Below are 24,284 nucleotides of genomic sequence, written 5' to 3' on the forward strand. Positions count from 1 at the left end.
GACTAGGGCTGGGGGCCGGGCCTAGCCCCGCCGCGCCTGCGTCGCGAGCTGCAGCAGCGCGCGTTCGGCGATGGACGGGCCGAGCCCGGCATGGCGGCGGGCGGCCAGCAGCGCATCATCCAGCGTGAGCAGCGCGGTCAGCAGCCGCGGCACGGTCCAGCTGCGCAGCGCCTTCTCGACCAGCGGCTTGCGGCGGAAATGGATGGCGGGACGGGCGGATTCGACCGCGCGCTCAGGGCTTCCACCCTGCTCGATGGACAGCCGCATCTGGTGCAGCGACTGGCCGGCACGGCAGACCGAGCCAAGAATGATGTCGGCCCGCATCCCCTCATGCGTCGCCTTGGCGAAAGCCGTGCTCATCTCCGCCGGCTGGCCGGCAAAGGCGCTGTCGGCGATTTCGTCCAGCGCGAGGCTTGAGGCGTCGCCGACAATGGCGCGCACATGCTCGGTGGTGATGCGCGGCTCGCCGGCGGCGTAGAGCAGCAGCTTGGAAATCTCGCCGCGCGAGGCCATCCGGTCGCCGCCGAGCAGGCCCATCAGCTCGGCGCGGGCGTCGCGGTCGATGGGAATGTTCGCCTCGGCCGTCATGGTGTCGATGAGGCGCGAGAGGTCGCGGTCGCTGTCGGCGTAGCAGACGATGGCATTGGCGCGCGGTGAACCCTCGCACAGCGCCCGCAGGCCCGCCCCGCGCTTGAGATCGCCGGCCTCGATCACCACCACCGCGTCGGAAATCGGCGCCGCGAGCAGCGCCTCGACCGCCGGGACGATGTTGCGGCTGCCGGCGCGCAGCGAGATGACCCGCCGCCCGCCGAACAGCGCCACGGTGCCGGCCTCATCCACCAGCCGGCCGGGATCACCGGAAATTTCGTCGCCATCGAGCCGGATCAGGCCGAACGGATCGGTGGAGCCGTCCATCGCCTTGGCGAGATAGGCGCGGGCGCGCTCGCGCACCAGACCGCTATCGGGCCCGAACAGCAGCAGGACGGGGCGCACCGTGTCGATGCGCGAGAGCGTCGCCTCGACGTCGGCCGGGCGGACGGCAACCATCCGGTCAGCTCTTCGGCGGCGGAGCGATGAAGTAGGAAGCGAGCTGGCCGCGGATCATTTCGGCGGCGACGCGGGAGGCGCGGTTCTGCGCGTCGCGCAGGGCCCGCTCGCGGGCGAAGCGCTGGTAGCCGGAATCGATCGAGGCCTTGCCGAAGGCGGTGCCCGTGGTGACCGGCGTGGGCTTGGCGCCCGCCTTCACCGGCTTGGTGGTGTCGATGAGCTGCCAGTTGACGTCGACCGAGATCAGCTCGACTTCCGGCAGGCCGGTATAGGGATCGACCACCGCCGCCACCGAGCTGTCATTGACCTGGAGGATGAGCTGATAGGGTGCCCCGGCCGGGTTGCCGGCGCCGCCGGTCAGGTCGAAGATCAGGTCGTTGCGCACCTCATTGCCCACGCGGCCCGGCGCGAACACGATCTCGATCTGCCCGAACTTGTCGGCCAATTTGCTGCCGTCGCCGGTGTCCTCGGCATACATCGGCCGGAAGCACCCGGCCGTGGAGAGCGCGAGCAGACCGGCACAGGCAAGGCCCAGCAGGCGGCGGCGGGAGGGCAGGCGGGTCCGGTCAAGCGACGACATTCACGATCCTCTGCGGAACCACGATGATACGCTTCGGCGGGCGCCCGTCGAGAGCTTGAGCGATGAGGTCGAGCGCCAGAACGGCCTTCTCGACATCGGCCGGCGCGGCGTCCTTGGGCACGGTGATCTCGCCCCGGCGCTTGCCGTTGATTTGAATCGGTAGCGTAACGGTATCGTCGACCAGCAAGGCCGGCTCCACCGCCGGCCAGCCGGCGCTCGCCGCGAGGCCGTCGCGGCCGAGCACCGTCCAGCATTCCTCGGCCAGGTGCGGCACCATCGGGGCGACCACCGCCACGAGGAATTCCGCGGCTTCGCGCAGGGCGAAAGCGAGATCCGGGGTGACGCCGCCCTTGCGGGCGCTGACGATCCCATCGCCGAACACATTGGCGAAGCTGTGCACGCGGGCCACGGCGACGTTGAAGCGCAGGCGCTCCACATCCTCCGCGACCAGCGCCGCCAGACGGTGCGACGCGCGGCGCAGGGCCACCGATTCGGTGCCGAAACTTTCCGGCGTGGCCTCGCGGACGCCCTCAGCGAGCTCGACCGCGTCGCCGACGAGCCGCCAGATGCGCTGCACGAAGCGCCAGGCGCCCTCGATGCCGGCGCTGGTCCATTCGCTGTCGCGCTCGGGCGGGGTGTCGGAGAGCATGAACCAGCGGGCGCAGTCGACGCCATAGGTGTCGGCGACGATCTCCGGCGGCACCACGTTTTTCTTCGACTTCGACATCTTCTCGGGCGCGCCGACCGTGACCGGCTCGTCGGTCCCGACCTTCACCGCCGTGCCGTCCGCCCGCTTCTCGACTTCCTCGGGGAACAGCCACTTGCCGGCGCTGTCCTTGTAAGTCTCGTGGACGATCATGCCCTGCGTGAACAGGCCGGCGAAGGGCTCTTCGATGGAGACCCGGCCGATCTTCTTCAGCGTGCGCACGAAGAAGCGCGAATAGAGCAGGTGCAGGATCGCGTGCTCGATGCCGCCAATATACTGGTCGACCGGCAGCCAGTGGTCGGCCGCGCCCTTCTGAAGGGGCGCCGTGCCGGGCTCGGCCGCGAAGCGGGCGAAGTACCAGGACGAATCCACGAAGGTGTCCATCGTGTCCGTCTCGCGCCGCGCCGGCTCACCACAATGCGGGCAGGCGACGTGCTTCCAGGTCGGGTGCCGGTCGAGCGGGTTGCCCGGCTGGTCGAAGGTCACATCCTCCGGCAGGCGCACGGGCAGTTGGTCGGCAGGCATCGGCACCGGGCCGCAGCTGTCGCAATGGATGATCGGGATCGGGCAGCCCCAGTAGCGCTGGCGCGAAATGCCCCAGTCGCGCAGGCGGTAATTCACCGCGCGCTCGCCCACCGGCGCATTGCCAAGAATCCGGTTCTCCAGCTTCAGCGCCACCTTCTCCTTCGCCTCGGGCACGGAGAGGCCGTCGAGGAAGCCGGAATTGAACAGCGTGCCGTCGCCGTCATAGGGCGCGTCCGCCACCGAGAACAGCGCCGGGTCGGTGCCCGGCGGCAGCACGACGGGGGTGATCGGCAGGCCATATTTGGAGGCGAAGTCATGGTCGCGCTGGTCATGCGCCGGGCAGCCGAAAATGGCGCCGGTGCCGTATTCCATCAGCACGAAATTGGCGACATAGACCGGCACCGGCGCCCCGCCCAGCGGGTGAGCGACGGTGAGGCCGGTGTCGAAGCCCATCTTCTCCTGCGTCTCGATCTCGGCGGTCGAGGTGCCGCCGCGCCGGCATTCCTCGACGAAGGAAGCGAGCGCCGGATTGCCGGCGGCGAGCTGCTCGGTCAGCGGATGGCCGGGCGAGAGGGCGAGGAAGGAGGCGCCGAACAGCGTGTCCGGGCGGGTCGTGTAGACCTTGATCTCCTTCGAGAGAGCCTCCGGCGCGTTTTCGATGACGAAGCGGACATGGAGGCCTTCCGAGCGGCCGATCCAGTTGCGCTGCATGAGGCGCACCTTGTCGGGCCAGCGCTCCAGCGTGTCGAGCCCGGCGAGCAGTTCCTCGGCGGCATCGGAGATGCGGAAGAACCACTGGGCGAGCTTGCGCCGTTCGACCAGCGCGCCCGAGCGCCAGCCGCGCCCGTCGATCACCTGCTCATTGGCCAGCACGGTGTTGTCGACCGGATCCCAGTTCACCTCGCTTTCGCGGCGGTAGACATGGCCGCCCGCGAGGAACTCCAGGAAGATGCGCTGCTGCTCGCCATAATAGTCGGGATCGCAGGTGGCGATCTCGCGCGACCAGTCGAGCGACAGGCCGAGCAGCTTCAGCTGCTCGCGCATGGTGGCGATGTTCTCGTAGGTCCATTTGCCCGGATGAGTGTTGCGCTCGATCGCGGCGTTCTCCGCCGGCAGGCCGAAAGCGTCCCACCCCATGGGATGCAGGACGTTGAAGCCCTTCATCCGCTTGAAGCGGGCCACCACGTCGCCCATCACATAGTTGCGGCCATGGCCGATATGGATGCGCCCCGACGGGTAGGGGAACATCTCGAGCACGTAATATTTGGGGCGCGGGTCGTCATTGCGGGTGCGGTAGATGCCGCGTTCGTCCCAGATCTTCTGCCAGCGGGGCTCGGCCTCGCGGGCATTGTAACGCTCGGTGCTCATGATCGGCTTCTATGGGGCAGGCTTTAGGGGCGCAGGCTCGGGAAAGGGGCGGATCGGCGCGAAACCGATGGCCGGGGACTAGGCACGAACTGGGCCGCCGGGTCAACCGCCCGGCGCGTCAGCTACCCGGCCGAAGTCCGCCGCCGCGCCGCGCGCTGCCCGGCGCGCGCGCCGCCAGGCCGGGCTCGACCTTCTCCGCCAGCCGCACCCGGTTGCGGCCGCCATGTTTGGCCTCGTAGAGCGCCATGTCCGCCGCGACGAACAGGTCGGCGCGGGCGAGGTCGGCCCCCGGTGTGCAGGCCGCCGCGCCGACGCTGACCGTCACCCAGCCGCCGGGCAGGCCGGCATGGGGGATGGCGAGGCTCTCCACCGCGCCGCGCAGCCGCTCGGCGAGATCGCTGGCCGCCGCCAGCCCGCTGCCGGGCATCAGCACCGCGAATTCCTCGCCGCCAATGCGGGCGGCGACATCGGTGGCGCGCACCCCGCCCGCCAGCAATTGCGCGACGGCGCGGATGCAGCCATCGCCCTCGCGGTGGCCGTAACGGTCGTTGAAGGATTTGAAGCTGTCGATATCGATGAGCAGGATCGCCAGCGGCTGCTGGGCGTTCCATTGCAGCGCGAACACCGTGTCGAAGCTGCGCCGGTTGGCGATGCCGGTCAGCGGATCGAGGCTCGCCAGCGAGTTGAGCCGGCGGTTGGCGTTGCGCAGCGCGCCCTCGCGGCGGGTGAGTTCGCCGCTCATCGCCTCGAAAGCGGTGACCAGCGGCTGGAGCTCGACGATGCGGGTGTCGCTGCGTGTCTCGTCCTGCTCGCCCCGGCCGAAGCGGATCAGCCGCTCGGCCAGCACCTGCACCGGGCGGACGATGAGATGCGAGCCGGCGAGCCACAGGCTGATGAGCATGAGCATGCTGACGGCCAGCATGGCGAGGCCGGCGCGCCAGGTCGCCTGCTCGACCGGGCCCATGATGGTCGCCTGATCCATGCCGACGATGAGATGCATGTTGGTCTCGGCGAGCCGCGCATAGGCATAGACGCGGCGCACGCCGTCCGGCCCGTCGGCGACCAGCGTGCCGCGCGTGGAGGACAAAGCACGCGCCACCGCCGGCATGCCGATCAGGTTCGCGCCGATCTGCGCCGCGTCCTCGGGATAGGTGAGCATCGCCCGGCCCGACGGGTTCACCACGATCGCCTGCGAGCCGACGCCGAGATCGGTGAGCACGCTGTGCGGAAAAAGCTCGCTCATGCCGACGCGGCCGAGAAACATGCCGGCCATCGTACCGTCCGCTGCCTGGACAGGCTGGGCGGCGAGCACGCTCGGGGCGCCGATCACATAGTTGCGCTCCACCGCCTCGACCGAATAGAGCCCGTGGCTCGCGAGCTGGTAATAGCTGCGGCTGGACAGGTCGAGCCCGACGCCGCCTTGGGTGCTGCTGCAACGGACGATGCCGCTCGCATTGATGATGGCCACCGCCTCCAGCATTGGCGCCACCTGGACGACGCGTTCCAGCAACGCGCAGTCCTTCTGGCCACCAAAGCTCGAACCCTCGGGCGGCTCGTCGTCATCGGTCGAGCGCCGCAGGTCGATCGGCAGCAGCCAGGGATCGGCGGAGAGGGTGGCGAGCACCGCCCGCGCCGAGGTGAGCGTCTGGTCGTACCGGGCCATGCCGCGGTCCAGCATGTCGAGCACGCGCCCCTCGGCGGCGGCGAGATTGTCGGCGTGGAGCTGGACGATGCTGACCGTGCGCTCGGCAATCACCAGCAGCATGGCGCCCAGCGCGATGGCGGCGAGGCGCAGCCGCAGGCTTACCGAGCGCGTGCGGCGGCGCGCCGGTGCAGCCGTCGTGGCAGGTGGGGAGAGAGGGGCCGGCTCCGCCGGAGAGGCGGCGCGGTCCTGTGGCTGGTCCACGATGAGGTCACGTCCGGCAGTCGGTCCCGAGGATAACGGAATCTAGGGCGACTGCCGCGCCGGGACAAGGAAGCCGTGCGGGAGTTGTCGGGCGGGTATGTATTGACACGGGCGACGCGGCTGCCCATTCCGGGCGGACAGCCGTGGAGGACAGCATGGATAGCGGGCAGGCATCGGGTGTGACGGCGCGGCTCGCCGAGGTCCGGGCGCGGATCGCGCAGGCCTGCGTCGATGCCGGGCGTGCGCCGCAGAGCGTGAAGCTGATCGCCGTCTCCAAGACCTTCGGCGCCGAGCACATGGCTCCCGCGCTGGAAGCTGGCCAGCGCCTGTTCGGCGAGAACCGCGTGCAGGAGGCGAAGGGGAAGTGGCCGGCGCTGCGCGCGGCGACGCCCGATATCGAGCTGCATCTGATCGGCCCACTGCAGACCAACAAGGTGCGCGAGGCGCTCGGCCTGTTCGACGTGATCCATACGCTGGACCGGCCCTCGCTGGCGCAGGCATTGGCCAAGGAACTGCCGCGTCTGGAGCGTCCCGCCCCGCGCCTGCTGGTGCAGGTGAACACTGGCGAGGAGCCGCAAAAGGCCGGCATCCCCCCGCAGGAGGCGGATGCCTTCATCGGCGCCTGCCGGGAGGAGCATGGGCTCACGGTCAGCGGGCTGATGTGCATCCCGCCCGCCGACGAGCCGGCTGCGCCGCATTTCGCCCTGCTCGCCAAGATCGCAGCGCGCAACGGGCTCGATATGCTCTCCATGGGGATGAGCGGGGATTTCGAGACCGCCATCATGCTGGGCGCGACTCATGTGCGGGTGGGCAGCGCGATTTTCGGCGGGCGCTGAGCCTCAGCCGACCTTGATCGCGGTGCGCGGGGTGATCCGCGCCAGCAGCCAGCGCAGATCCCTCCGTCGGAAGGCGACGCAGCCGGCGGTGGGCTCGAATCCCGGCCGGGCGAGATGCAGGAACACCGCCGAACCGCCGCGCGTCTTGCGTGGGCGCTCATTGTGGTCGAGCACCACTACGAGGTCATAGAGCCCGTCGGTGCGCCACATCTCCTCATGCGAGGCGGCGAAGGGAAGGCGCACGGGGCGATTATAGCGCCCGTCGGCCGGGTCGTCGCACCAGCCGTCCTCCGGCCGGGTCCGCCGCACCGGCAGGGCGGTCGAGGGGCGCATCCCGTGATCGGCGCGGTAGCGCACCTCGCGCGCGTGCCAAATGCCGGCGGGCGTCACGCCGTCGCCCTCGCGCTTCAACGCGTGGATTCCGCTACGTCCGAGGGCGACCGGTATCCGGATGGCGCCGACGAGCAGCCAGCCGCGCGTCGGGGCTCCCGGACGCGGCACCACGCGTATCGCCCGCGTCTTCGAGGTGGATTTCGACAGGTTTTCGCGGCGAAGGGCCTTCTTATTCACGCCATTTCCGTTCACGATCACGTCACGTGCCCGCTGCCCTCTGGGGCAGGGGTCCACCGACTCTTGCCGAATGCCTCCGGCCTGCCTACTCGGGGACTGAACGGCAATCCATCCGACGCCGCCCGTATGGTCCAGCTTGGCCGGCCGGCGCGGCGCGAACAAGAGGTTCGGGGAAGCGGACATGGCGAATGCGCATCGAGTCCTGGTGGTCGAGGACGACAAGGATCTGCGGGACGCGCTGGTAGAACAGCTCTCGCTCTACGACGAATTCGAGATCGTTGCCGAGGAAACCGCGCAGGGCGCGATCAATGCCGTCGAGGCCAACCGCATCGATCTGGTGCTGATGGATGTCGGCCTGCCGGACATGGACGGGCGCGAAGCGGTGCGCAAGATGCGCCAGGGCGGCTTCAAGGCCCCGGTCATCATGCTCACCGGCCACGATACCGACAGCGACACCATCATGGGGCTGGAAGCCGGGGCGAACGACTACGTCACCAAGCCCTTCCGCTTCGCCGTGCTGCTCGCCCGCATCCGCGCTCAGATGCGCTCGCATGAGGCGAGCGAGGACGCGGTCTTCACCATCGGGCCGTACACCTTCCGCCCGGGCGCGAAGATGCTGGTGACGGAGCGCAACTCCAAGATCCGCCTCACGGAAAAGGAGACGGCGATCCTGCGCTATCTCTACCGCGCGGGGAAGAAGCCGGTGGCGCGCGAGATCCTGCTGCAGGAAGTGTGGGGCTACAATTCCGGCGTGACCACGCACACGCTGGAAACCCACATCTACCGCCTGCGGCAGAAGATCGAGAAGGATCCGTCCCACCCCAACCTGCTCGCCACGGAGGCGGGCGGCTACAAATTGCTGCCGTGAGCCGGGGCGGCGGAGCGATTCGCCGCGCCGGACCGAGTTCATCGTCTGGCCGGAGTCGAACGCGCCCGCATGTCCATCGAGGACGACATCGCCCTGCTTGAGACCGTCCCGATGCTGAACATGCTCGGTCGCGATGCCTTGCGGGCGATTGCCATCAGCGCCGATAATCGGCCGCTGAACCGGGGCGAAATCCTGTTTCGCGAGGGCCAGTTCGCCGAAGCCGCCTTCGTGGTGGCGAGCGGCACGTTGAGTGTGGCGCGGGAAGACGCCAGTCTCGCGCGGCGGCCCGGCCAGACCATCCAGGTCGGGCGCGGCGCGCTGCTCGGCGAAATGGCGCTGCTGACCGAGACCAAGCGCCCGGCGACGGCAATCGCGGTGGAGCCCTCGACCGTGCTGCGCATTCCCCGCGTCATCTTCATGCGCACCATCGAGGGCTATCCCGATGTCGCGGTGCGGCTCACCCAGGCGCTGACCGACCGGGTGCAGGGCACGCTGGCCGAGCTCGACGCCGTGCGCCGGCGGCTCGACGCGCTGGAGCCGGCGCCCCGCCGGCCGCGCTGAGCGATGAGCGCTGCCCGTCGATGATCCTCGTCACGCCCCGCATTTCGCTCGACGAGTCCGAGCTGGAGGAGAGCTTCATCCGCGCCTCCGGGCCGGGTGGGCAGAACGTCAACAAGGTGTCGACCGCCGTCCAGCTCCGCTTCGACATGCGTAGTTCCGGCTCGCTGCCGGAGGCGGTGAAGGAGCGGCTCGCCCGCATCGCCGGGCGGCGGCTCACCAATGACGGGGTGATCGTGATCGTGGCGCAGCGCTTCCGCACGCAGGAGCGCAACCGCGAGGACGCCGTCGCCCGCCTGGTGGAGATGATCCGCGAGGCGGCGGTGGTGCCGATCACCCGCCGGCCGACCCGCCCCACGCTCGGCTCGAAGCTGCGCCGGCTGGAAGGCAAGGCCAAGCGCTCCGGCATCAAGGCCGGGCGGCGCGACAAGCCCAGCATGGGCGGGGACGACTGAACCCCGGTTTGAGGCCGCCTCAGAAATCCGAAGCGATGCCCTTGTTCTCCCAATCGCCATAGCGCACCGGCTCGGGGCCCTCGCGCCCGTCGATCTCGCGCGGCAGTTCCAGCGGCGCCTGCGCGGCGCGGCGGGCGGCGGCCTCCGCCAGCGCGCGCTCGGCGGCCGGCGAGAGCGCGCGGCGCGGCGCGGCTTCAGTGGGCGACAGGGTCGGCGACGGGGATGGGGTTGTGTCCTCGGGCATGGCCCATTGGAACCATCGCGAGGCGGGAGGCGTCAAGCGCCGGCGCTCGCCTGTCGCTGCGGCATCCGCGCCCTCACGCGATCTTGCGCCCGCCATGATCGCTACCCATCCTCATAGGGAAAGTCGCGCGGGGTGGACCCGCTTGCGCGCGGCGCATGAGAGGAACCGATGAACTATTTCCGCACCGCCATCCTGCTGGCCGGCATGACCGCGCTCTTCATGGCCGTCGGCTTCATGATCGGCGGGCGTGGCGGCATGATGATCGCGCTGGTGGTCGCCGCCGGCATGAACATTTTCAGCTACTGGAACTCCGACCGCATGGTGCTCTCCATGTATGGCGCGCGCGAGGTCGACCGGACCAGCGCGCCGGAGTTCTACGGCATGGTGGAGGAGCTGGCGGCGCGCGCGCAGCTGCCCATGCCGCGCGTCTACATCATCGACAACCCGCAGCCCAATGCCTTCGCCACCGGCCGCAACCCGCAAAACGCCGCGGTGGCGGCGACGACCGGCCTGCTGGACGCGCTATCGAGGGAGGAAGTGGCGGGCGTGATGGCGCATGAGCTGGCGCACATCAAGCATTACGACACGCTGACCATGACCATCACCGCGACGCTGGCCGGCGCCGTCTCCATGCTCGCCAACTTCGCCATGTTCTTCGGGGGTAACCGCGAGAACAACAACAGCCCGTTCGGCGTGATCGGCACCATCGCCATGATGATCCTCGCCCCGCTCGCTGCGATGGTGGTGCAGATGGCGGTGTCGCGCTCGCGCGAATATGAGGCGGACCGGATCGGCGCAGAGATCTGCGGCCAGCCGCTCTGGCTCGCTTCGGCGCTCGCCAAGATCGCCAACGCCGCCCACCGCGTGCCGAACATGCCGGCCGAGCACAACCCGGCGACGGCGCACATGTTCATCATCAACCCGCTGTCGGGCGAGCGGATGGACAATCTGTTCTCCACCCATCCGGCGACCGAGAACCGGATCGCCGCCTTGCAGGCGCTGGCGCAGCAGATGGGCGGCGGTGGTTTCGCGCCGGCCGCTGCCGCCGGGGCGTCCTCCCCTGCGGCGCCCGGCGGCCCGTGGGGCGGGGCGCAGCCCAGCACCCCCGCGCGCGGACCGTGGGGGCGCCGTTCGTCGGGCTCCGCGCCACGCCGGCCCTGGGGTTGAGGCTTCCCGCGATGCTTCCGGCGGCGGGGTTTTCCCCATAACGGCGCCGCTGCGGGCGACAAGGCTGGAGCGAAGCTGGCCGCTCGTCGCCACGGCGCTTGAAAAAGCGGGGCTTCGCGGCTATCAGAAGCCGCGCGCCGCTTTAGCTCAGTTGGTAGAGCATCGCATTCGTAATGCGGAGGTCGTCAGTTCGAGTCTGACAAGCGGCACCACCTCCCCCTGACAATCCGACGGCCACGCCTGCGAGATGCTGCGTCCGCGCGCGAAAAAGGCGCGGACCGAAGCGATCCGCGCCTTCTGAACAGGCCGTCAGCCTAGCGATCAGCGCCGGACATACCAGCAGTCGCGGTAGCGGCGACCCCAGCGGTCACGACGCCAGCCGCAGACCCGGCGCCGCCGCCGCGGGCGCCGGTAGACCGGCGGGGGGCCCGGCGGACGACGGCCCGGCGGCGGACCGGGCGGACCCCATTGGGCCTGATCGATCGGGGTGCCGTCAGGCGCCTCGGCGACGACATCCAGAATGTCCGCGTCGGGCAGCGGGGCCCGCGCCTCGAGATCCTTGAGCTGGCTCAGTGGCGTCGCCCGCGCGGGCGCCAAGGCGAAGCCAAGGGTCGCGCCGGTGCCGACAAGGCCCGCCAGACCCATCATGAAACCACGTCTGTTCACATCATGCTCCCAACATACCGTCCCCAAGAGACGGTTCTGCCGACCGGATACTCAACGTCGAAGGTGGGCGAGCGGTTCCCTCTCACCGCAATGACGGGACCGCACCGGTATATCAGACGAGCTGCGGTGCGTACCATTCATGGCCGGAGCGGCCGGCGCGCTTGAGCCTGTACAGTGCCTCGTCGGCGTGGCGGAGCAGGTCGGACAGGTTGTCGGCGTCCGCCCGGTAGCGGCTGATGCCAATGGCGGCGCCAAGCCGGGTGGTATCCTCACCCACGGTGAACGGGCCTGCAAAGGCGGTCGCGATCGCCGCGCAGATCCGCTCGGTGTCGCCCGCCGCGTCCTCGTGCTCGACGAGAATGGCGAATTCGTCGCCGCCCAGCCGACACACGAAAGCCGGCGCGGCTGCGCCTTCCAGCCGCCGCGCGACCAGCGAGAGCACCATGTCGCCGGTCTCATGGCCGAACCGGTCGTTCACCGGCTTGAAGTGATCGAGATCGAGTATCATCAGCGTGAGGTCCGTGGGCTGCCGCGCCGTTGCCTCGGTCCAGCGCGCCTGAAGCGCGCGCCGGTTTGGCAAGCCGGTGAGAGGATCCTCAAAGGCGATGCGCCGCAACGCATCCTCCGCCAGCTTGCGGGCCGAGATGTCCTCGAAGGTGGCGATGGCGACGCCCGCTTCGTGCAGCAGGATGCCGCGATGCTGCACGGTGAGTGTCTTGCCGTTGGCGCAACGGACCTCGATCTCCTCTGGCGGAACCTCGGTGGTGCCGTGCTGGGCCGGATTCCAGATCTCGCGCCAGCGCATCCGTGCCCGGTCGCGTTTATCTTCCTGCGGGTAGGCGGCCTCGATCCAGTCATCCACGGTGGCGAAGGCGTCCTCGTGATAGCCGAAGGTCTTCGTGAAGGCGCGGTTGACGAAGCGGATCCGTCCATCCGGCATCGTCGCCCAGGAAAGCGGGGTCGGCACCGCGTCGAGGATGAGGTGGAGGTCCTCATGCACCCCGATCGTCGGCCGGTTTACCCTGTCGATCATTGCCGTCCTGCCCTACTGCTATTGCGTTCCGCCCCACGCGATCATAGGCCAGCGAGGCTTGACCGGCCATGGCGGGTTACCGTTGCGAACGCTTGTGCCGAATCAGGCGGTGCGCGATAGTCCGCCAACTCTGTGAGAGGTCGGCATGGTCAGGATTGTTTCGCTCGTGAAAGTCACTTTGGCGCTGGCTGTTCTGGCCCCTGCGCTGGTGGTCGCGTCACCGCCGGCCCGCGCCAACAATACCGGCGCCTTCATCGGTGGGCTGGTCGGTGGCGCCATACTTGGCTCCGCCGTGACAGCCGCGACCCAGCCGCGCTATTACGCGCCGCCGCCCCCGCCGCCGGCCTATTATCCGCCGCCGCCGCCGGTTTATCGGCCCGCCCCGGTCTATGGTCCCGGCTATTGCGGCGCGCCGCCTTATCCGCCCTGCCGCACGCCGGTCTATTGAGCGCCACCTGTTCTTTTCCTGCTGATGCGACGGGCCCCATCATGAGACATCCCACTCTCGCTGCACTCGCCGCCCTGGCGCTGCTCGCGCCCGGTGCCGCGTTCGCGCAGGCACCGGCCGCCCCGGCTACCTCCGCCGCGCCGGCGGAGACAACCGAACCGGTCGTGCCGGACCTGCCGCCGCCGGCGGACTGCACCTTCACCAAGGTCTACGTCTGCGATCAGGCCGGCTGCGGGCCGGACAAGGAACTCGGCACCGTCGACCTGCCGGCGCGGCTTCTGGTGCACTACCCCAAGCGCATCATCGCCAGCGTCTCCGACAGCGGCTTGCCCCATATCAGCGAGATCATCACCGCCTCCAGCGCGGGCGACAACATCACGCTTCAGGGCACGGACGGGCTTGTCGGCTGGGTGATGCAGCTGTCGCGGTCGGAGGCGGGGGCTTCGCTGACCATTGTGTCCAACGACAAGGTCATGACGTCCTTCGGCACCTGCAAGCCGGCGCCCTGACGGTTCTAAAATACCGTCGCGCAAGGTGCTTGCTCCGGCGGCGCGGGTGACTATAGTCCGCGCCGGTTTTGGCGGGTGTGGCGGAACCGGTAGACGCGGCGGACTCAAAATCCGTTTCTGGTGACAGAGTGTCGGTTCGAGTCCGACCACCCGCACCATCCCTTCGACATCAGGGATGGCCGCCCCCTCAGGCTGCGGCCTGTTCTCTCCTCAATCGACGAACAGGCGCGCATCCGTGGCGTCCCAGGCGAGGCGCACCCTCGCGCCGATTTCCGGCGTCTGCGGCAGTGCGGCGCTGGCGGCCGGCAGGCGCAGATTGACGCTCGCGCCCCAGCCGGTTGCCACCGTGAAATGGAAGGTCTCGCCGATGAAGGTGGCGTCCGCCAGCACGCCGTCAATGCCCGGCGCGCCGGCCTCGGCGAAGCGCAGCCGGTCCGGCCGGATCATCAGCGCCGCGTCATGGCCGGGCGCCGGGGTGCCGTGCAGGGGCTGGCCGGCGACGCGGCTGCCATCGGGGAAGACGATCTCCGCTCGGCCGCCGTCTCGGGCGGCGAGCTTGCCCTCCAGAAAATTGGAATGGCCGACAAATCCAGCCACGAAGCGGCTTTCCGGCTGCTCATAGAGCTCGCGGCCCTTGCCGATCTGCTCGATGCGGCCGTGGTTGAACAGGGCGATGCGGTCGGAGAGGCTCAGCGCCTCCTCTTGGTCGTGCGTCACATAGAGGATGGTGACGCCGGTCTCGCGGTGGATGCGGCGGATCTCGCCCTGGATCTCCTCGCGCAGCTTCTTGTCCAGCGCCGAGAGCGGCTCGTCCATCAGCAGCAGCGGCGGATCATAGGCGAGCGCGCGGGCGAGCGCGACACGCTGCTGCTGGCCGCCGGACATCTGCGCGGGCAGGCGCCCGGCGAAGTTTTCCAGCCGCACCAGAGCCAGCATCTCCTCGACCTTGCGGGCGATCTCCGCCGCCGGCCGGCGCCGCACGCGTAAGGGAAAGGCGACATTCTCGGCCACGGTGAGGTGCGGGAACAGGGTGTAGCGCTGGAACACCATGCCGATGTTCCGCTTGTTCGAGGGTTCAGCGAGGATGCTGCGCCCCTCCAGCCGCACATCGCCGCGCGTCGGCTCGAAGAAGCCGGCGATCATGTAGAGCGTCGTGCTCTTGCCCGAGCCGGACGGGCCGAGAAAGGTGACGAACTCGCCGCGCGCGATCTCCAATGAGACGTCATTGACGGCGGTGACGTTACCGAACGTCTTGGAAATATTATTGATTTCCAGAAAGGTCATGAGCGGGCGTCCTTGCGGAAAAAGGCGGCAAGCGCCATGAGGCCAGCGGTGAGCGCGATCAGCAGCGTCGAGACGGCGGCGATCACCGGGGACAAGTCCTGGCGCAGCGTGCCGAAAATGCGCACCGGCAGGGTCTGCAGGTCCGGGCTCGCCATGAAGATGGCGATCACCACCTCGTCCCAGGAAGCGAGGAAGGAGAAGATCGCCGCGCTGATCAGTCCGAGGCGGATGCCCGGCAGGGTGACGCGGATCTTCGCCTCCAATGGGCTCGCGCCGCAGACGATGGCGGCGGTCTCGATATCGCGGTCAAACCGTTCCAGCGCATTGGAAATCGCGATGATGGAGAAGGGTAGGGCGATCACCAGATGGGCGAGGACGAAACCCAGAAACGTGCCGTTGAGGTGCAGGCGCAGGAAGAAGGCGTATAATGCTACCGCCAGCACTACCACCGGCAGGATCATCGGCGTGAGGAACAGCGCGCGCAGCGCCGCGCGGCCGCGGAAGGTGCCGCGGGTGAGGCCGAAGGAGGCCATCAGCCCGATCAGCACCGAGAGCACTGTCACCACGGCGGCGATCTGGAAGCTGGTGAGGAAGGAGGCGAGCCAATCGGGATCGTCGAACAGCGCCTCATACCAGCGCAGCGTCCAGCCCGGCGGGGGGAATTGCAGCCATTGCGAGGAGCCGAAGGACAGGGCGACGATGAGCAGGATCGGTAGCAGCAGATAGGCGCCGACCAGCCCCGCAATCAGGATGAGGGCGACGCGCCAGGCGCCGAGACGGGCGAAATCGAGCAGCATGGGCCTAGCTCCTCGTCTCGCCGAAGCCGAAAAAGCGTAGCTGGATCATATAGATGGCCAGCGTGATGACGAGCAGCACCAGCGCCGCCGCCCCCGCCAGCCCCCAATCGAGCAGCGACTGCACGAGCTGGGCGATCAACTCCGCCAGCATCATATTGGCGGTGCCGCCGAGCAGCGCGGGGGTAATAAAATACCCAAGCGACATGACGAACACCATCAGCGCCCCGGCGGCGATGCCGGAGGCGGTGAGCGGCAGCATCACGCGGGTGAAGGCCTGCCACCGGCTCGCCCCGCACAAGGCGGCGGCCTGGAAGATGGCGGGGTCCATGGCGCGGATCGTGGCGTGCAGCGGCAGGATCATGAACGGTAACATGATATAGGTCATGCCGATGGTGACACCGACGAGGTTGTTGATCAGCGGCAGCGGCTCGGAGATGAGGCCGAGATTCATCAGCGTGCGGTTGATGATGCCGGTGCGCTGAAGCAGCACCATCCAGGCATAGGTGCGGGCCAGAAGGTTGGTCCACATCGACAGGATGACGATGGCGAAGAGCAGCCGCGACCAGACGCTCGGCGCGATGGCCAGGAACCAAGCCACGGGAAAACCAAGCAGAACCGTCACGACCGTGACCGTGCCGGCGACCAGAAACGTGTTGCCGAGCACCTTCAGATAGGTCGTGGAGGCGAAGAAGGCGGCGTAGTTCTGCAGCCCCGGCGTCGGCTCCAGCACGCTGCGCAGCAGCAGCGCCAGCACGGGAATGACGAAGACGACGGCCACCAGAACCAGCGCCGGCAGCACGGGCACGAGCCCCCGGCCGCGCCGTCGAGGCGTCGTGGAGGTAATATGAGGCCGCTCAGTCGCCGTCAGGTCGGTCACGGTCATCAGGGCTCGATCAGGCTCGCTCAGGGGCGGTTCGATGAGTGCAGTCAGGTGGACGATCAGGCCAGTGTGGCCAGCGCGGTGGCGTGTGAGACCAGTCGCGACAGGACCGTTCCGGGCATGAGGACCGGCTCCGCCTTGGGCGGGGCCGGTCGCCGATCACGTCTCTCGGGGGCGCCGCTTCCGGCGCCTGGCAGATCACTGCGTGTGGCGGGTCACTGCGCCTGCCAGATCACTGCGCCTGCCACGCGTACCAGCGCTTGCCGATCTCGTCGCGATGGGCGGCCCAGTAGCCCATGTCGAGATTGATCTGCGACGCCGTGTGCTTGTCCGGCAGGGTAGCGGCGATCTCCTTCGGCATCAGCGCGGCAGCACCGGTGTTGATCGGGGCGAAGCCGGTATCGGCGTCGAAGTTGGCCTGCGCCTTGGCGCTGCTCGCCTCGGCGATGAACTTCATCGCGGCCTCCTTGTTCTTCGAGCCCTTCGGCACCACCAGCATGTCGGCGGCGGTCAGGTTCTGTTCCCAGGAGACGCCGACCTTGGTGCCGCCCTTTTCGAGGGCGAACAGGCGCCCGTTCCAGAACATGCCGAGCGGCGCCTCACCGGAGGCGAGGAGCTGCTGCGACTGGGCACCCGAACCCCACCACACGATGTCCTTCTTGATGCTGTCGAGCTTCTTGAAGGCGCGGTCGAGATCGAGCGGGTAGAGCTTGTCGGCCGGCACGCCGTCGGCCAGCAGGGCGATTTCGAGCACACCCGGCGCCGACCATTTGTAGAAGGTGCGCTTGCCCGGGAAGGTCTTGGTGTCGAACAGGTCTGCCCAGCTCTTCGGGGTCTTGCCGCCGAAGGCATCGGGCGCGAAGCCGAGCACGAAGGAATAGTAGAAGCTGCCCACCGCATGGTCGGTGACGAAACGGGGATCCAGCTCGGCGCGCTTGACGATGGAGAAGTCGATCGGCTCCAGCAGGCCCTCCTTCGCCGCCACGGCGGCAAAATCGGCTTCGACGTCGACCACGTCCCAGGAGACATTGCCGCTGTCGACCATGGCCTTCAGCTTGCCGTAGTCGGTGGGCCCGTCCATCTTCACGGCGATGCCGCTGGCCTTGGTGAAGGGTTCCGCCCAGAACTTCTTCTGGGCGTCCTGCGTGGTGCCGCCCCAACTCGTGAAGACGATGGAGCCGGAGGCGGCCATGGCCACGCCAAGTCCCAGGCCGACCGCGATCGCGGTGGCGGCGAGGCCGAGCAGGCGGCGGGACGCGTGGTTGTGCGGTTTACGCGATGACGTCATGGTGTTCCCCTGTGGTTGCAGGCCGATGCCGGCAACACGCAGCGCTTTCGTGAGCGTCCGCCTGTCCTCGGTCACCGATGATTTTTCTGGTCGGAAGGCGTCGAAAGACTTTGCCGTCCGGAGGTGTGCCCCGGGCGGAGGAAGGCGGCTGTAAAGCCGCAGCAATGTCGACATCGAAATTTGATATCACTCGAATATATTTATCAATATCAAAATTATAACTGACGGAAGGTGAGCTTGCGCTTTCCGCACGGCATCCCGACTGCCTTCTATTCATCGCCGGATCTTTCCCTGACGTCATCGTCGAGCTCCAATCGCGGATCTGGGCCCGGCGCCGTGGGGGCCGCGCGGCTCAGTCGAGCGGCGAGAAAGGTGTCGGCAGGAGAATCTTGTTCTCCATGGTTTCGATCAGCGCCTGGATCTTCGGCAGGAAGACCTGCCAAGCGGGATCGGCATTCAGCCGCGCGCGGCGCGCCGCGCGGTCATCCAGGCTCGCATAGGCCCAGATATGGACGATCTCGTTGAGCGGGCCGATCTCGCTGGTGAAATAGCCGACGAGGTTGCCGAGATAGCTTTTCTGCAGGGCGATGCCTTCGTCCGCGACCAGCTTCACATAGGCCGGCACTGCGCCCGTCTTCAGCCGGTAGGTGCGCATCTCATAGAGCATGGAAGCCTCAACGCATGACGAAGGGATCGTCGATCGGCGCGTCGGAGGTGCGCAGCCAGACCGACTTGGTGCGGGTGTAATCGCGGATCGATTCCGCCCCGCCCTCGCGCCCGAGGCCCGACTGGCCATAGCCGCCAAAGGGCACGATGGGGGAGACGGCGCGGTAGGTGTTCACCCAGACGATGCCGGCCCGCAGCTTGCGGATCAGCCGGTGGGCGCGGGTAAGATCGCGGGTGAAGACACCGGAGGCGAGGCCGAACGGGCTGTCATTGGCTTTCGCGATGGCGTCCGCCTCATCGGTGAAGCCGATGACGCTGAGCACCGGGCCGAACAGCTCCTGCGCCGCGCAGGGCACTTCATTGCCGGCGCAGGCGAGGATGGTGGGCGCGTAATAATTGCCGGCTAAGAACCCGTCCGCGCGGGTGCCGCCGGTGACGAGGGTCGCCCCCGCCGCAAGGCTCGCGGCGACGACTTCCTCGATATGCGCGAGCTGGCGCGCGGTGGCCAGCGGGCCCATTTCGGTCGCGGGATCCTGCGGGTCGCCGATGCGGATGCGGCGGGCTTTCTCGGTAAGGATGGCGATGAGCTTGTCGCGCACGCTCTCCTCGACGAACAGCCGCGAGCCGGCGACGCAGCTCTGGCCGGAGGCGGCGAAGATGCCGGCCACCACGGCATTGGCCGCGCTCTCCAGATCGGCATCGGCGAACACCAGCACCGGCGACTTGCCGCCGAGTTCCAGCGTCGTAAAAGCGAGGTTCTCCGCCGTGTTGCGCACCACATGGCGGGCGGTGGAGGGCCCGCCGGTGAAGGCGACGCGCGAGACGAGCTTATGGGCGGTGAGCGTTCGCCCGCATTCCTCGCCGAAGCCGGTGATTATGTTGACGACGCCGGGCGGGAAGCCCGCCTCATGCACCAGCCGGGCGAAGGCGAGCAGCGGCGCGGGGCCTTCCTCGGACGCCTTCAGCACGACGGTGCAACCCGCCGCCAGCGCCGGGCCGAGCTTCACGGCGGAGAGGAAAAGCTGCGAGTTCCACGGCACCACGGCGGCGACGACGCCGATCGGCTCGCGGCGCAGCCAGGCTTCCATGTCCGGCTTGTCGACGGGCAGATGCGCGCCTTCCACCTTGTCGGCGAGGCCGCCGAAATAGCGGTAGTACTCCGCGACATAGCCGATCTGCGCCCGCGTCTCGCGGATGATCTTGCCGGTGTCGCGGGTCTCAAGCTCGGCTAGTTCCTGCGCATGGGCGGCCACGAGGTCGCCGAGCTTGATGAGCAGCTTGCCGCGCTGTGTGGCGGTGAGGTTCGCCCATGCCGGCGCCTCGAACGCCCGGTGGGCGGCCTCGACGGCACGGTTCACGTCGGCGCTCGTCGCGGCCGGCATCACCGCCCAGGGCTGGCCGGTCGCCGGGTCAAGGCTCTCGAAACTCGCCCCGCCCGGCACGAAGGCGCCGTCAATATAGAGCCGGAAATCGTCGCGCAGGGCGGGGGTCATCGGGGCTTCCTCACGCCGCCACGGAGGCGGCTTGCGCGAAGGCGGGCATCACCTCGCGGATGAACAGTTCGAGCGACTTCTTCTTGCGGGCATGGCTGATACCGGCGTCGATCCAGATGGAGAACTGGTCGAAGCCCAGCGCCTCGTAACCCTTGAGCCGGCTGATCACCTCGTCGGGCGGGCCGATGACGAGGTTCTTGCGCACCACATCGGGGGCGTATTGCGGGTAGGCGGCGCGCTCCTCGGGAGTGAGCGGGGCCATGATCGCCTGATGGATCGGGCGCTTATTGGCGAACCAGGCGGCGAACAGGCCGTACCAGGCGGAGAGGTCGTCGGCGAGCTGCTCGGCCTCGGCCTCGCTGTCGGCCACAAAAGCGTGCTGCAGCAGCATGATCTTCGGGCGCGGCACCTCGGGGTGGTTGGCGACGGCCGTGGAAAAACGCTCCATCAGGCTCGCCACCTCGCCATCGCCGGAGGCGAGCGGCGTCACCTGCACATTGCAGCCATTGGCCACCGCGAAATCATGGCTGTTGGGGTCGCGCGCGGCGATCCAGATCGGCGGGCCTCCAGCCTGCACCGGCTTGGGCGAGGCGGTGGAGGTCGGGAAGCTCCAGAACTGGCCCTCATGGGCGTAGTCGCCTTCCCAGAGCTTCTGCACCGCCGGCACCAACTCGCGCATGCGCAGGCCCGCGCCCATGGCGTCGAGGCCGGGCAGCAGGCGCTCATACTCGAACATATAGGCGCCGCGGGCGACGCCGAGATCGAGCCGGCCCTCGCAGGCGACATCCATCATCGCTGCCTCGCCAGCCAGCCGCACCGGGTGCCAGAACGGCGCGATCACATTGCCGGTGCCGAGGCGGATGGTGGAGGTCTTCGCCGCGAGATGGGCGAGCTGGATGAACGGGTTCGGCGCGATGGTGAATTCCATCGCGTGGTGCTCGCCGATCCACACCGTCTCGAAGCCGGCGGCCTCGGCGATCAGCGCCAGCTCCTCCAGCTCGTCAAAGAGCTGGCGGTGCGGGATGGCGGGATCGAGGCGCTCCATATGGACGAAGAGGGAGAACTTCATGGCGGGGATCCCGGTGCTGGTTCAGGCGTGGTCGAGAGAGGGCGTAGGGAGAGGGCGCGCGAGCGGATGAATCTGGCCACGCTCGGCATCGCCGACATAGATGCCGAACGCGTCCTCGCGCCGCTCGCGCACATAGCGCGCCACCATGGCACGGGTCGCCTCGTCCGGCAGGCGCGCGAAATCGATAGCGGTGAGCGGCACCAGAAGGGCGCCGGCCTCGGTGGCGGGCGTGCCGGCAAGGGCGCCCCGGTAATAGATCGACACGGTGGGCGGGGCGTCGGCGGTGGCCGCCGGGGTCTCGAACACCGCGAAGAGGAAGGACAGATGCCCCTCGACGCCGAGCGTGGCCAGCGCGCCGCGCAGGCTCTTCGGGTTCGAGGTGGGCTCGAGGCAGGTGCCGGTGGGCAGCGTAAGGCGCCCCTGCGCATCCTCCACCAGCAGCAGCGCGCCATCGGTCTCCAGTATGGCGCCGACGCGGGCCGGTTCGCCGCGCTTGGCGAGCGCCTGCGGACCGAGCGCGAAATCGACATAGGCGCCGCGGCAATAGCCGAGCGGGGCGGCATCATCGCTGCCGAAGCCCTCGACGCGGCCGATCAGGATCACATGGTCGCCCGCTTCCACCACCTCATGGCGGCTGCAGTCGAACCACGCCGCCGCGCCGGAGATCACCGGGCTGCCGGCCGGGCCGAGATGCCAGTCGGCGCCGGCGAACTTGTCGGGCGACTTCGAGGCGAACAGCGCCGACACATCCTTCTGCGCCGCCGCGAGGATCGAGACGGCGAAGTTGTCGGCGGCGGAAAACACCGGGTAGCTCGACGCGGTCCTGGCGATGCAGACGAGGATCAGCGGCGGGTCGAGCGAGACGGAGGAGAAGGAATTGGCGGTGAAGCCGCGCATCTCCCCGGCGGCGTTGCGCGTCGTCACCACGGTGACGCCGGTGAGGAAGCTGCCGAGCGCCTGCCGGAACGCCTTCACGTCGAAGGCGGGCGGAGCCGCGGTCCCGGCGCGGGCGCGTTCCACCTCGTCGATGAAGGCGAGGAGCCGGGCATTCACCGTGTCGGGATGGGTGAGGTTCATCATGTGCCGGGCGCCGGGCAGCACCTCGGCGCGGCCCTGCGGGGCGAGGCGGGCCATGGCGCGCGACATGTCCGGCGTCGAGTTCGGATCGCCCTCGGCGGTCATGAACAGAGCGGGCAGAGCGAGCCCGGCGAGGCGCTCGCGATGGGCGGCATCGGAGGCGGCGAACAGCCCATAGGTGCGGGCATAGCCAACCGGATCGCAGCCGGCGAGCAGGGCGGAGACCAGATGCGCCGAGGCTTCCAGCTCCACCGGCACCGGCGTGCCGAACCAGCGGGCGACCGCCGCCTCATGCGAGGCGCTGGTGTCGCCGTCGCTGAGGCTTTGCGCGCGGGCGAGCACGGCGGCGCTCTGCTCCGCGCTGCGGCAGAACACGGCGTTGAGCGCGGCGACGCCGAGCACGCGGGAGGGGTGGGCCAGCGCCGTCTCCAGCGCCACCAGCGCGCCCATGGAATGGCCGATCACCACGGCGGCGGGAAGGCCTAGCGCGTCCAGCACGGCGACGACATGGGCCGCGTAGTCGGAGAGCCGCGCATCTTCCGGCGGCAGCGAGGAGCCGCCATGGCCGGGCATGTCGAGGGCGATCACGTCATGGCGGGCAGCGAGCGCCTTGATCTGCGGGCCCCAGGCATCGAGCGAGAGGCCGACGCCATGGATCAGCACGACCGGCAGGGCGCCGGCCACGCCCTCGCGGCGGACATGCACCTGCGACGGGCGCCCGTCCCGGCCGGCATAGGCGAGGGTGCGCACCTCAGCCATTTCGCACTTCCACACCCTGGGTGGAGCCGAGCTCTTCCAGATCGAGATAACGGTTGCCGATGCGGTGATGCGGGCGCCCGCCAATCGAGGCGCCGAGCGCGACGACGATCTCGTCCGGCGCCGGGGCGTCGAGAATGGAGAACTGGATGGTGAGGTAATGCGAGCGGCGGCCCTCATCCAGCTTGTCCATCAGCGGGATGACGACGGGGGTGTTCGGCCCGCCGCGCGTATTGGTGAAGGCGAGGTAGCTCTTGGCGCCGACCGCCTTGCGGTAATGATTTCCGAAGCGCAGCGTGTGGATGAGCGCCGAGGCGTGCTCGACCTCGCCCGACGTGCCGACGATCGCCGCCTTGCCATAGCCCTCGACCACCTCGCCGCCGCCGGTGAGCTTCAGCACTTCCTCGGTCAGCAGCGCGCCGAGCTGGGGGGCGACATCGTGAATCTCCGGGCGGAGATCCTCGACGAAGCCGCGCCCGGCCCACGGGTTGGTCAGCACGGCCGCCGCCGCGAACAGGCGCAGCGGCACCGGCGCGGCGCGGCCGCCCTCGATCAACGTGGTCTCAGTGTAGGTGACGACCTTGCGGAGCTGCAGCGGCATCGGTGTTCCCAGTCAGAAGCGGGGTCGGCCGGCGCCTCGGAGCGGGCTGGCGCCTTGCGTTTCATATGATGGTATACCATAAGATTATCGAGTCAATTGTCATCCCGCGCCACTCGGGCGACAAGAGGTGTGGGAACGGAGACATCCATGGCGGGCATCGTGGACGCGAACGGCGCGGGCGAGGAAATGAAGGTCGAGCGCAGCGTCACCACGCTGCGCAGCCTGACGCTGGAGAAGATGCGCGACGCCATTCTCGACTTCCGCTTCAAGCCCGGCGAGCGGCTGGTCGAGCGCACGCTGTGCGAGCGGCTGGGGGTGAGCCGCAGCGTGGTGCGCGAGGTGCTGCGGCATCTCGAGGCCGAGGGGCTGGTCGAGACCATTCCCCATCAGGGCCCGGCGGTGACGCGGCCCGACCCGAAGCAGGCGGCGCAGATCTACGAGATACGCGGCCTGCTGGAGAGCGAGGCGGCGCGGGCCTGCGCCCTCACCGCGAGCGAGGCCGACATCGCCGCGCTCGGCGCGGTGATCGACGAGATCGACACCGCCTTCCAGACCGGCAGCCCGCGCGAGGTGCTGCGCCGCACGACCGAGTTCTACGAGAAGCTGTTCGTCGCCGCCGGCAAGGAAGTGGCGTGGGATGTGGTGCGCTCGCTCAATGCGCGCATCAACCATCTGCGCTCCATGACTATCGCGGCGGAAGGCCGCCATGCCGACGCCATCGCCGAGATGCGGGCGCTGCACGCGGCGCTTCTTCGCCGCGACGGCGAGGCCGCCTATGCGGCGAGCCGCGCCCATGTGGCGACGGTGGCCCGCCTCGCCAACGCCATTCTCGGCACGCTCTGAAGCGGCAGCCTTCCCGGCCGCCGGCTTTTCCGGCCCGTCGCGCT

At 68.8% G+C, this 24,284-nt stretch carries 25 protein-coding genes and 2 tRNA genes; 10 read left to right on the plus strand and 17 right to left on the minus strand.

Going from position 1 to position 24,284, the window contains the following annotated elements; genetic code table 11:
* Positions 1-21: 21 nt before the first annotated feature.
* The 4 genes from holA to OU996_RS04835 all read right to left on the minus strand — a co-directional run bounded on the left by holA (position 22) and on the right by OU996_RS04835 (position 6,132).
* Positions 22-1,047, minus strand: coding sequence for a DNA polymerase III subunit delta (holA, locus tag OU996_RS04820; RefSeq protein WP_267584514.1), 1,026 nt, complete (start codon positions 1,045-1,047; stop codon positions 22-24).
* Between the two features lie 4 nt (positions 1,048-1,051).
* Positions 1,052-1,627 carry an LPS assembly lipoprotein LptE gene (locus OU996_RS04825; RefSeq protein WP_267584515.1) on the minus strand — a complete coding sequence of 192 codons (576 nt, stop codon included), beginning with the start codon at positions 1,625-1,627 and terminating at the stop codon, positions 1,052-1,054.
* Positions 1,614-4,226: a leucine--tRNA ligase gene (leuS, locus tag OU996_RS04830; RefSeq protein WP_267584516.1), complete on the minus strand. Its 2,613-nt coding sequence runs from the start codon at positions 4,224-4,226 to the stop codon at positions 1,614-1,616. Before leuS ends, OU996_RS04825 begins: the two co-directional genes overlap by 14 nt.
* A gap of 118 nt (positions 4,227-4,344) precedes the next feature.
* Positions 4,345-6,132, minus strand: a complete 1,788-nt coding sequence (locus tag OU996_RS04835; RefSeq protein ID WP_267584517.1) for a sensor domain-containing diguanylate cyclase — start codon at positions 6,130-6,132, stop codon at positions 4,345-4,347.
* 155 nt (positions 6,133-6,287) lie between these two features.
* On the opposite strand from OU996_RS04835, the gene OU996_RS04840 reads away from it, so the two are divergent.
* Complete coding sequence (locus OU996_RS04840; RefSeq protein ID WP_267584518.1) at positions 6,288-6,968, plus strand: YggS family pyridoxal phosphate-dependent enzyme; 681 nt, start codon at positions 6,288-6,290, stop codon at positions 6,966-6,968.
* Between the two features lie 3 nt (positions 6,969-6,971).
* Here the strand turns inward: OU996_RS04840 and OU996_RS04845 are convergent, their stop codons facing one another.
* On the minus strand, positions 6,972-7,538 hold the full coding sequence (locus OU996_RS04845; RefSeq protein ID WP_267584519.1) for a L,D-transpeptidase family protein: 567 nt from the start codon (positions 7,536-7,538) through the stop codon (positions 6,972-6,974).
* Between the two features lie 181 nt (positions 7,539-7,719).
* Here OU996_RS04845 and OU996_RS04850 point away from each other — a divergent pair, with 181 nt between their 5' ends.
* The 3 genes from OU996_RS04850 (at position 7,720) to arfB (ending at position 9,419) form a co-directional block, all read left to right on the plus strand.
* Positions 7,720-8,406, plus strand: a complete 687-nt coding sequence (locus tag OU996_RS04850) for a response regulator transcription factor (protein ID WP_267584520.1) — start codon at positions 7,720-7,722, stop codon at positions 8,404-8,406.
* A 69-nt stretch (positions 8,407-8,475) separates the two neighbouring features.
* Positions 8,476-8,967: a cyclic nucleotide-binding domain-containing protein gene (locus tag OU996_RS04855; RefSeq protein WP_267584521.1), complete on the plus strand. Its 492-nt coding sequence runs from the start codon at positions 8,476-8,478 to the stop codon at positions 8,965-8,967.
* A gap of 20 nt (positions 8,968-8,987) precedes the next feature.
* Positions 8,988-9,419 (plus strand): alternative ribosome rescue aminoacyl-tRNA hydrolase ArfB, encoded by a 432-nt coding sequence (arfB, locus tag OU996_RS04860; RefSeq protein WP_267584522.1) that lies wholly within the window; start codon positions 8,988-8,990, stop codon positions 9,417-9,419.
* 19 nt (positions 9,420-9,438) lie between these two features.
* On the opposite strand, the gene OU996_RS04865 is transcribed toward arfB, so the two are convergent.
* Positions 9,439-9,663 (minus strand): DUF1674 domain-containing protein, encoded by a 225-nt coding sequence (locus OU996_RS04865; protein WP_267584523.1) that lies wholly within the window; start codon positions 9,661-9,663, stop codon positions 9,439-9,441.
* A 168-nt stretch (positions 9,664-9,831) separates the two neighbouring features.
* Between OU996_RS04865 and htpX the strand changes: the two genes are divergently transcribed.
* Together htpX and OU996_RS04875 are read left to right on the plus strand one after the other, a co-directional pair.
* Entirely contained in the window at positions 9,832-10,830 is a 999-nt protein-coding gene (gene htpX / locus OU996_RS04870; RefSeq protein ID WP_267584524.1) for a zinc metalloprotease HtpX, read from the plus strand.
* 136 nt (positions 10,831-10,966) lie between these two features.
* Positions 10,967-11,042 (plus strand) — tRNA-Thr (locus tag OU996_RS04875).
* A gap of 109 nt (positions 11,043-11,151) precedes the next feature.
* On the opposite strand, the gene OU996_RS04880 is transcribed toward OU996_RS04875, so the two are convergent.
* Both OU996_RS04880 and OU996_RS04885 read right to left on the minus strand, forming a co-directional pair.
* The gene (locus OU996_RS04880; RefSeq protein WP_267584525.1) at positions 11,152-11,496 is read right to left on the minus strand and encodes a hypothetical protein; all 345 of its coding nucleotides are present in this window, start codon (positions 11,494-11,496) and stop codon (positions 11,152-11,154) included.
* Positions 11,497-11,608: 112 nt separating this feature from the next.
* Complete coding sequence (locus OU996_RS04885) at positions 11,609-12,529, minus strand: diguanylate cyclase domain-containing protein (RefSeq protein WP_267584526.1); 921 nt, start codon at positions 12,527-12,529, stop codon at positions 11,609-11,611.
* Between the two features lie 166 nt (positions 12,530-12,695).
* Between OU996_RS04885 and OU996_RS04890 the strand changes: the two genes are divergently transcribed.
* The 3 genes from OU996_RS04890 (at position 12,696) to OU996_RS04900 (ending at position 13,644) form a co-directional block, all read left to right on the plus strand.
* Positions 12,696-12,977: a hypothetical protein gene (locus tag OU996_RS04890; RefSeq protein ID WP_267584527.1), complete on the plus strand. Its 282-nt coding sequence runs from the start codon at positions 12,696-12,698 to the stop codon at positions 12,975-12,977.
* 41 nt (positions 12,978-13,018) lie between these two features.
* On the plus strand, positions 13,019-13,486 hold the full coding sequence (locus OU996_RS04895; RefSeq protein ID WP_267584528.1) for a hypothetical protein: 468 nt from the start codon (positions 13,019-13,021) through the stop codon (positions 13,484-13,486).
* A 71-nt stretch (positions 13,487-13,557) separates the two neighbouring features.
* Positions 13,558-13,644, plus strand: a tRNA-Leu gene (locus tag OU996_RS04900).
* A gap of 52 nt (positions 13,645-13,696) precedes the next feature.
* Here OU996_RS04900 and OU996_RS04905 read toward each other — a convergent pair.
* The 9 genes from OU996_RS04905 to OU996_RS04945 all read right to left on the minus strand — a co-directional run bounded on the left by OU996_RS04905 (position 13,697) and on the right by OU996_RS04945 (position 23,397).
* A complete protein-coding gene (locus tag OU996_RS04905) occupies positions 13,697-14,770 on the minus strand; it encodes an ABC transporter ATP-binding protein (RefSeq protein WP_267584529.1) in 1,074 nt (357 codons plus the stop codon).
* Positions 14,767-15,567 carry an ABC transporter permease gene (locus OU996_RS04910; RefSeq protein ID WP_267584530.1) on the minus strand — a complete coding sequence of 267 codons (801 nt, stop codon included), beginning with the start codon at positions 15,565-15,567 and terminating at the stop codon, positions 14,767-14,769. Before OU996_RS04910 ends, OU996_RS04905 begins: the two co-directional genes overlap by 4 nt.
* Before the next feature lie 4 nt (positions 15,568-15,571).
* Positions 15,572-16,450 carry an ABC transporter permease gene (locus tag OU996_RS04915; RefSeq protein ID WP_267584531.1) on the minus strand — a complete coding sequence of 293 codons (879 nt, stop codon included), beginning with the start codon at positions 16,448-16,450 and terminating at the stop codon, positions 15,572-15,574.
* A 229-nt stretch (positions 16,451-16,679) separates the two neighbouring features.
* Positions 16,680-17,639, minus strand: coding sequence for an ABC transporter substrate-binding protein (locus tag OU996_RS04920; RefSeq protein ID WP_267585597.1), 960 nt, complete (start codon positions 17,637-17,639; stop codon positions 16,680-16,682).
* Positions 17,640-18,087: 448 nt separating this feature from the next.
* Positions 18,088-18,402, minus strand: coding sequence for an NIPSNAP family protein (locus tag OU996_RS04925; protein WP_267584532.1), 315 nt, complete (start codon positions 18,400-18,402; stop codon positions 18,088-18,090).
* A gap of 7 nt (positions 18,403-18,409) precedes the next feature.
* Positions 18,410-19,894 carry an aldehyde dehydrogenase gene (locus OU996_RS04930; RefSeq protein ID WP_267584533.1) on the minus strand — a complete coding sequence of 495 codons (1,485 nt, stop codon included), beginning with the start codon at positions 19,892-19,894 and terminating at the stop codon, positions 18,410-18,412.
* A 10-nt stretch (positions 19,895-19,904) separates the two neighbouring features.
* Positions 19,905-20,963, minus strand: coding sequence for an LLM class flavin-dependent oxidoreductase (locus OU996_RS04935; protein ID WP_267584534.1), 1,059 nt, complete (start codon positions 20,961-20,963; stop codon positions 19,905-19,907).
* Between the two features lie 21 nt (positions 20,964-20,984).
* Positions 20,985-22,799, minus strand: a complete 1,815-nt coding sequence (locus OU996_RS04940) for an alpha/beta fold hydrolase (RefSeq protein ID WP_267584535.1) — start codon at positions 22,797-22,799, stop codon at positions 20,985-20,987.
* Complete coding sequence (locus OU996_RS04945) at positions 22,792-23,397, minus strand: amino acid synthesis family protein (RefSeq protein WP_267584536.1); 606 nt, start codon at positions 23,395-23,397, stop codon at positions 22,792-22,794. Before OU996_RS04945 ends, OU996_RS04940 begins: the two co-directional genes overlap by 8 nt.
* 147 nt (positions 23,398-23,544) lie before the next feature.
* Between OU996_RS04945 and OU996_RS04950 the strand changes: the two genes are divergently transcribed.
* The gene (locus OU996_RS04950; protein WP_267584537.1) at positions 23,545-24,240 is read left to right on the plus strand and encodes a GntR family transcriptional regulator; all 696 of its coding nucleotides are present in this window, start codon (positions 23,545-23,547) and stop codon (positions 24,238-24,240) included.
* The last annotated feature ends 44 nt before the right edge of the window (positions 24,241-24,284 follow it).

Origin of the sequence: Ancylobacter sp. SL191 (genome assembly GCF_026625645.1) — a bacterium.
Classification (GTDB): Bacteria; Pseudomonadota; Alphaproteobacteria; order Rhizobiales; family Xanthobacteraceae; genus Ancylobacter.

Bases quoted from the DNA above. Each gene is read 5' to 3' on its own strand.
- OU996_RS04930 (WP_267584533.1), bottom strand. From the start codon at position 19,894: ATGACCCCCGCCCTGCGCGACGATTTCCGGCTCTATATTGACGGCGCC.
- holA (WP_267584514.1), bottom strand. From the start codon at position 1,047: ATGGTTGCCGTCCGCCCGGCCGACGTCGAGGCGACGCTCTCGCGCATC.
- OU996_RS04905 (WP_267584529.1), bottom strand. From the start codon at position 14,770: ATGACCTTTCTGGAAATCAATAATATTTCCAAGACGTTCGGTAACGTC.
- OU996_RS04935 (WP_267584534.1), bottom strand. From the start codon at position 20,963: ATGAAGTTCTCCCTCTTCGTCCATATGGAGCGCCTCGATCCCGCCATC.
- OU996_RS04940 (WP_267584535.1), bottom strand. From the start codon at position 22,799: ATGGCTGAGGTGCGCACCCTCGCCTATGCCGGCCGGGACGGGCGCCCG.
- OU996_RS04920 (WP_267585597.1), bottom strand. From the start codon at position 17,639: ATGGCCGCCTCCGGCTCCATCGTCTTCACGAGTTGGGGCGGCACCACG.
- OU996_RS04850 (WP_267584520.1), top strand. From the start codon at position 7,720: ATGGCGAATGCGCATCGAGTCCTGGTGGTCGAGGACGACAAGGATCTG.
- htpX (WP_267584524.1), top strand. From the start codon at position 9,832: ATGAACTATTTCCGCACCGCCATCCTGCTGGCCGGCATGACCGCGCTC.
- OU996_RS04855 (WP_267584521.1), top strand. From the start codon at position 8,476: ATGTCCATCGAGGACGACATCGCCCTGCTTGAGACCGTCCCGATGCTG.
- OU996_RS04925 (WP_267584532.1), bottom strand. From the start codon at position 18,402: ATGCTCTATGAGATGCGCACCTACCGGCTGAAGACGGGCGCAGTGCCG.
- arfB (WP_267584522.1), top strand. From the start codon at position 8,988: ATGATCCTCGTCACGCCCCGCATTTCGCTCGACGAGTCCGAGCTGGAG.
- leuS (WP_267584516.1), bottom strand. From the start codon at position 4,226: ATGAGCACCGAGCGTTACAATGCCCGCGAGGCCGAGCCCCGCTGGCAG.
- OU996_RS04825 (WP_267584515.1), bottom strand. From the start codon at position 1,627: ATGTCGTCGCTTGACCGGACCCGCCTGCCCTCCCGCCGCCGCCTGCTG.
- OU996_RS04945 (WP_267584536.1), bottom strand. From the start codon at position 23,397: ATGCCGCTGCAGCTCCGCAAGGTCGTCACCTACACTGAGACCACGTTG.
- OU996_RS04910 (WP_267584530.1), bottom strand. From the start codon at position 15,567: ATGCTGCTCGATTTCGCCCGTCTCGGCGCCTGGCGCGTCGCCCTCATC.
- OU996_RS04885 (WP_267584526.1), bottom strand. From the start codon at position 12,529: ATGATCGACAGGGTAAACCGGCCGACGATCGGGGTGCATGAGGACCTC.
- OU996_RS04840 (WP_267584518.1), top strand. From the start codon at position 6,288: ATGGATAGCGGGCAGGCATCGGGTGTGACGGCGCGGCTCGCCGAGGTC.
- OU996_RS04865 (WP_267584523.1), bottom strand. From the start codon at position 9,663: ATGCCCGAGGACACAACCCCATCCCCGTCGCCGACCCTGTCGCCCACT.
- OU996_RS04915 (WP_267584531.1), bottom strand. From the start codon at position 16,450: ATGACCGTGACCGACCTGACGGCGACTGAGCGGCCTCATATTACCTCC.
- OU996_RS04895 (WP_267584528.1), top strand. From the start codon at position 13,019: ATGAGACATCCCACTCTCGCTGCACTCGCCGCCCTGGCGCTGCTCGCG.
- OU996_RS04950 (WP_267584537.1), top strand. From the start codon at position 23,545: ATGGCGGGCATCGTGGACGCGAACGGCGCGGGCGAGGAAATGAAGGTC.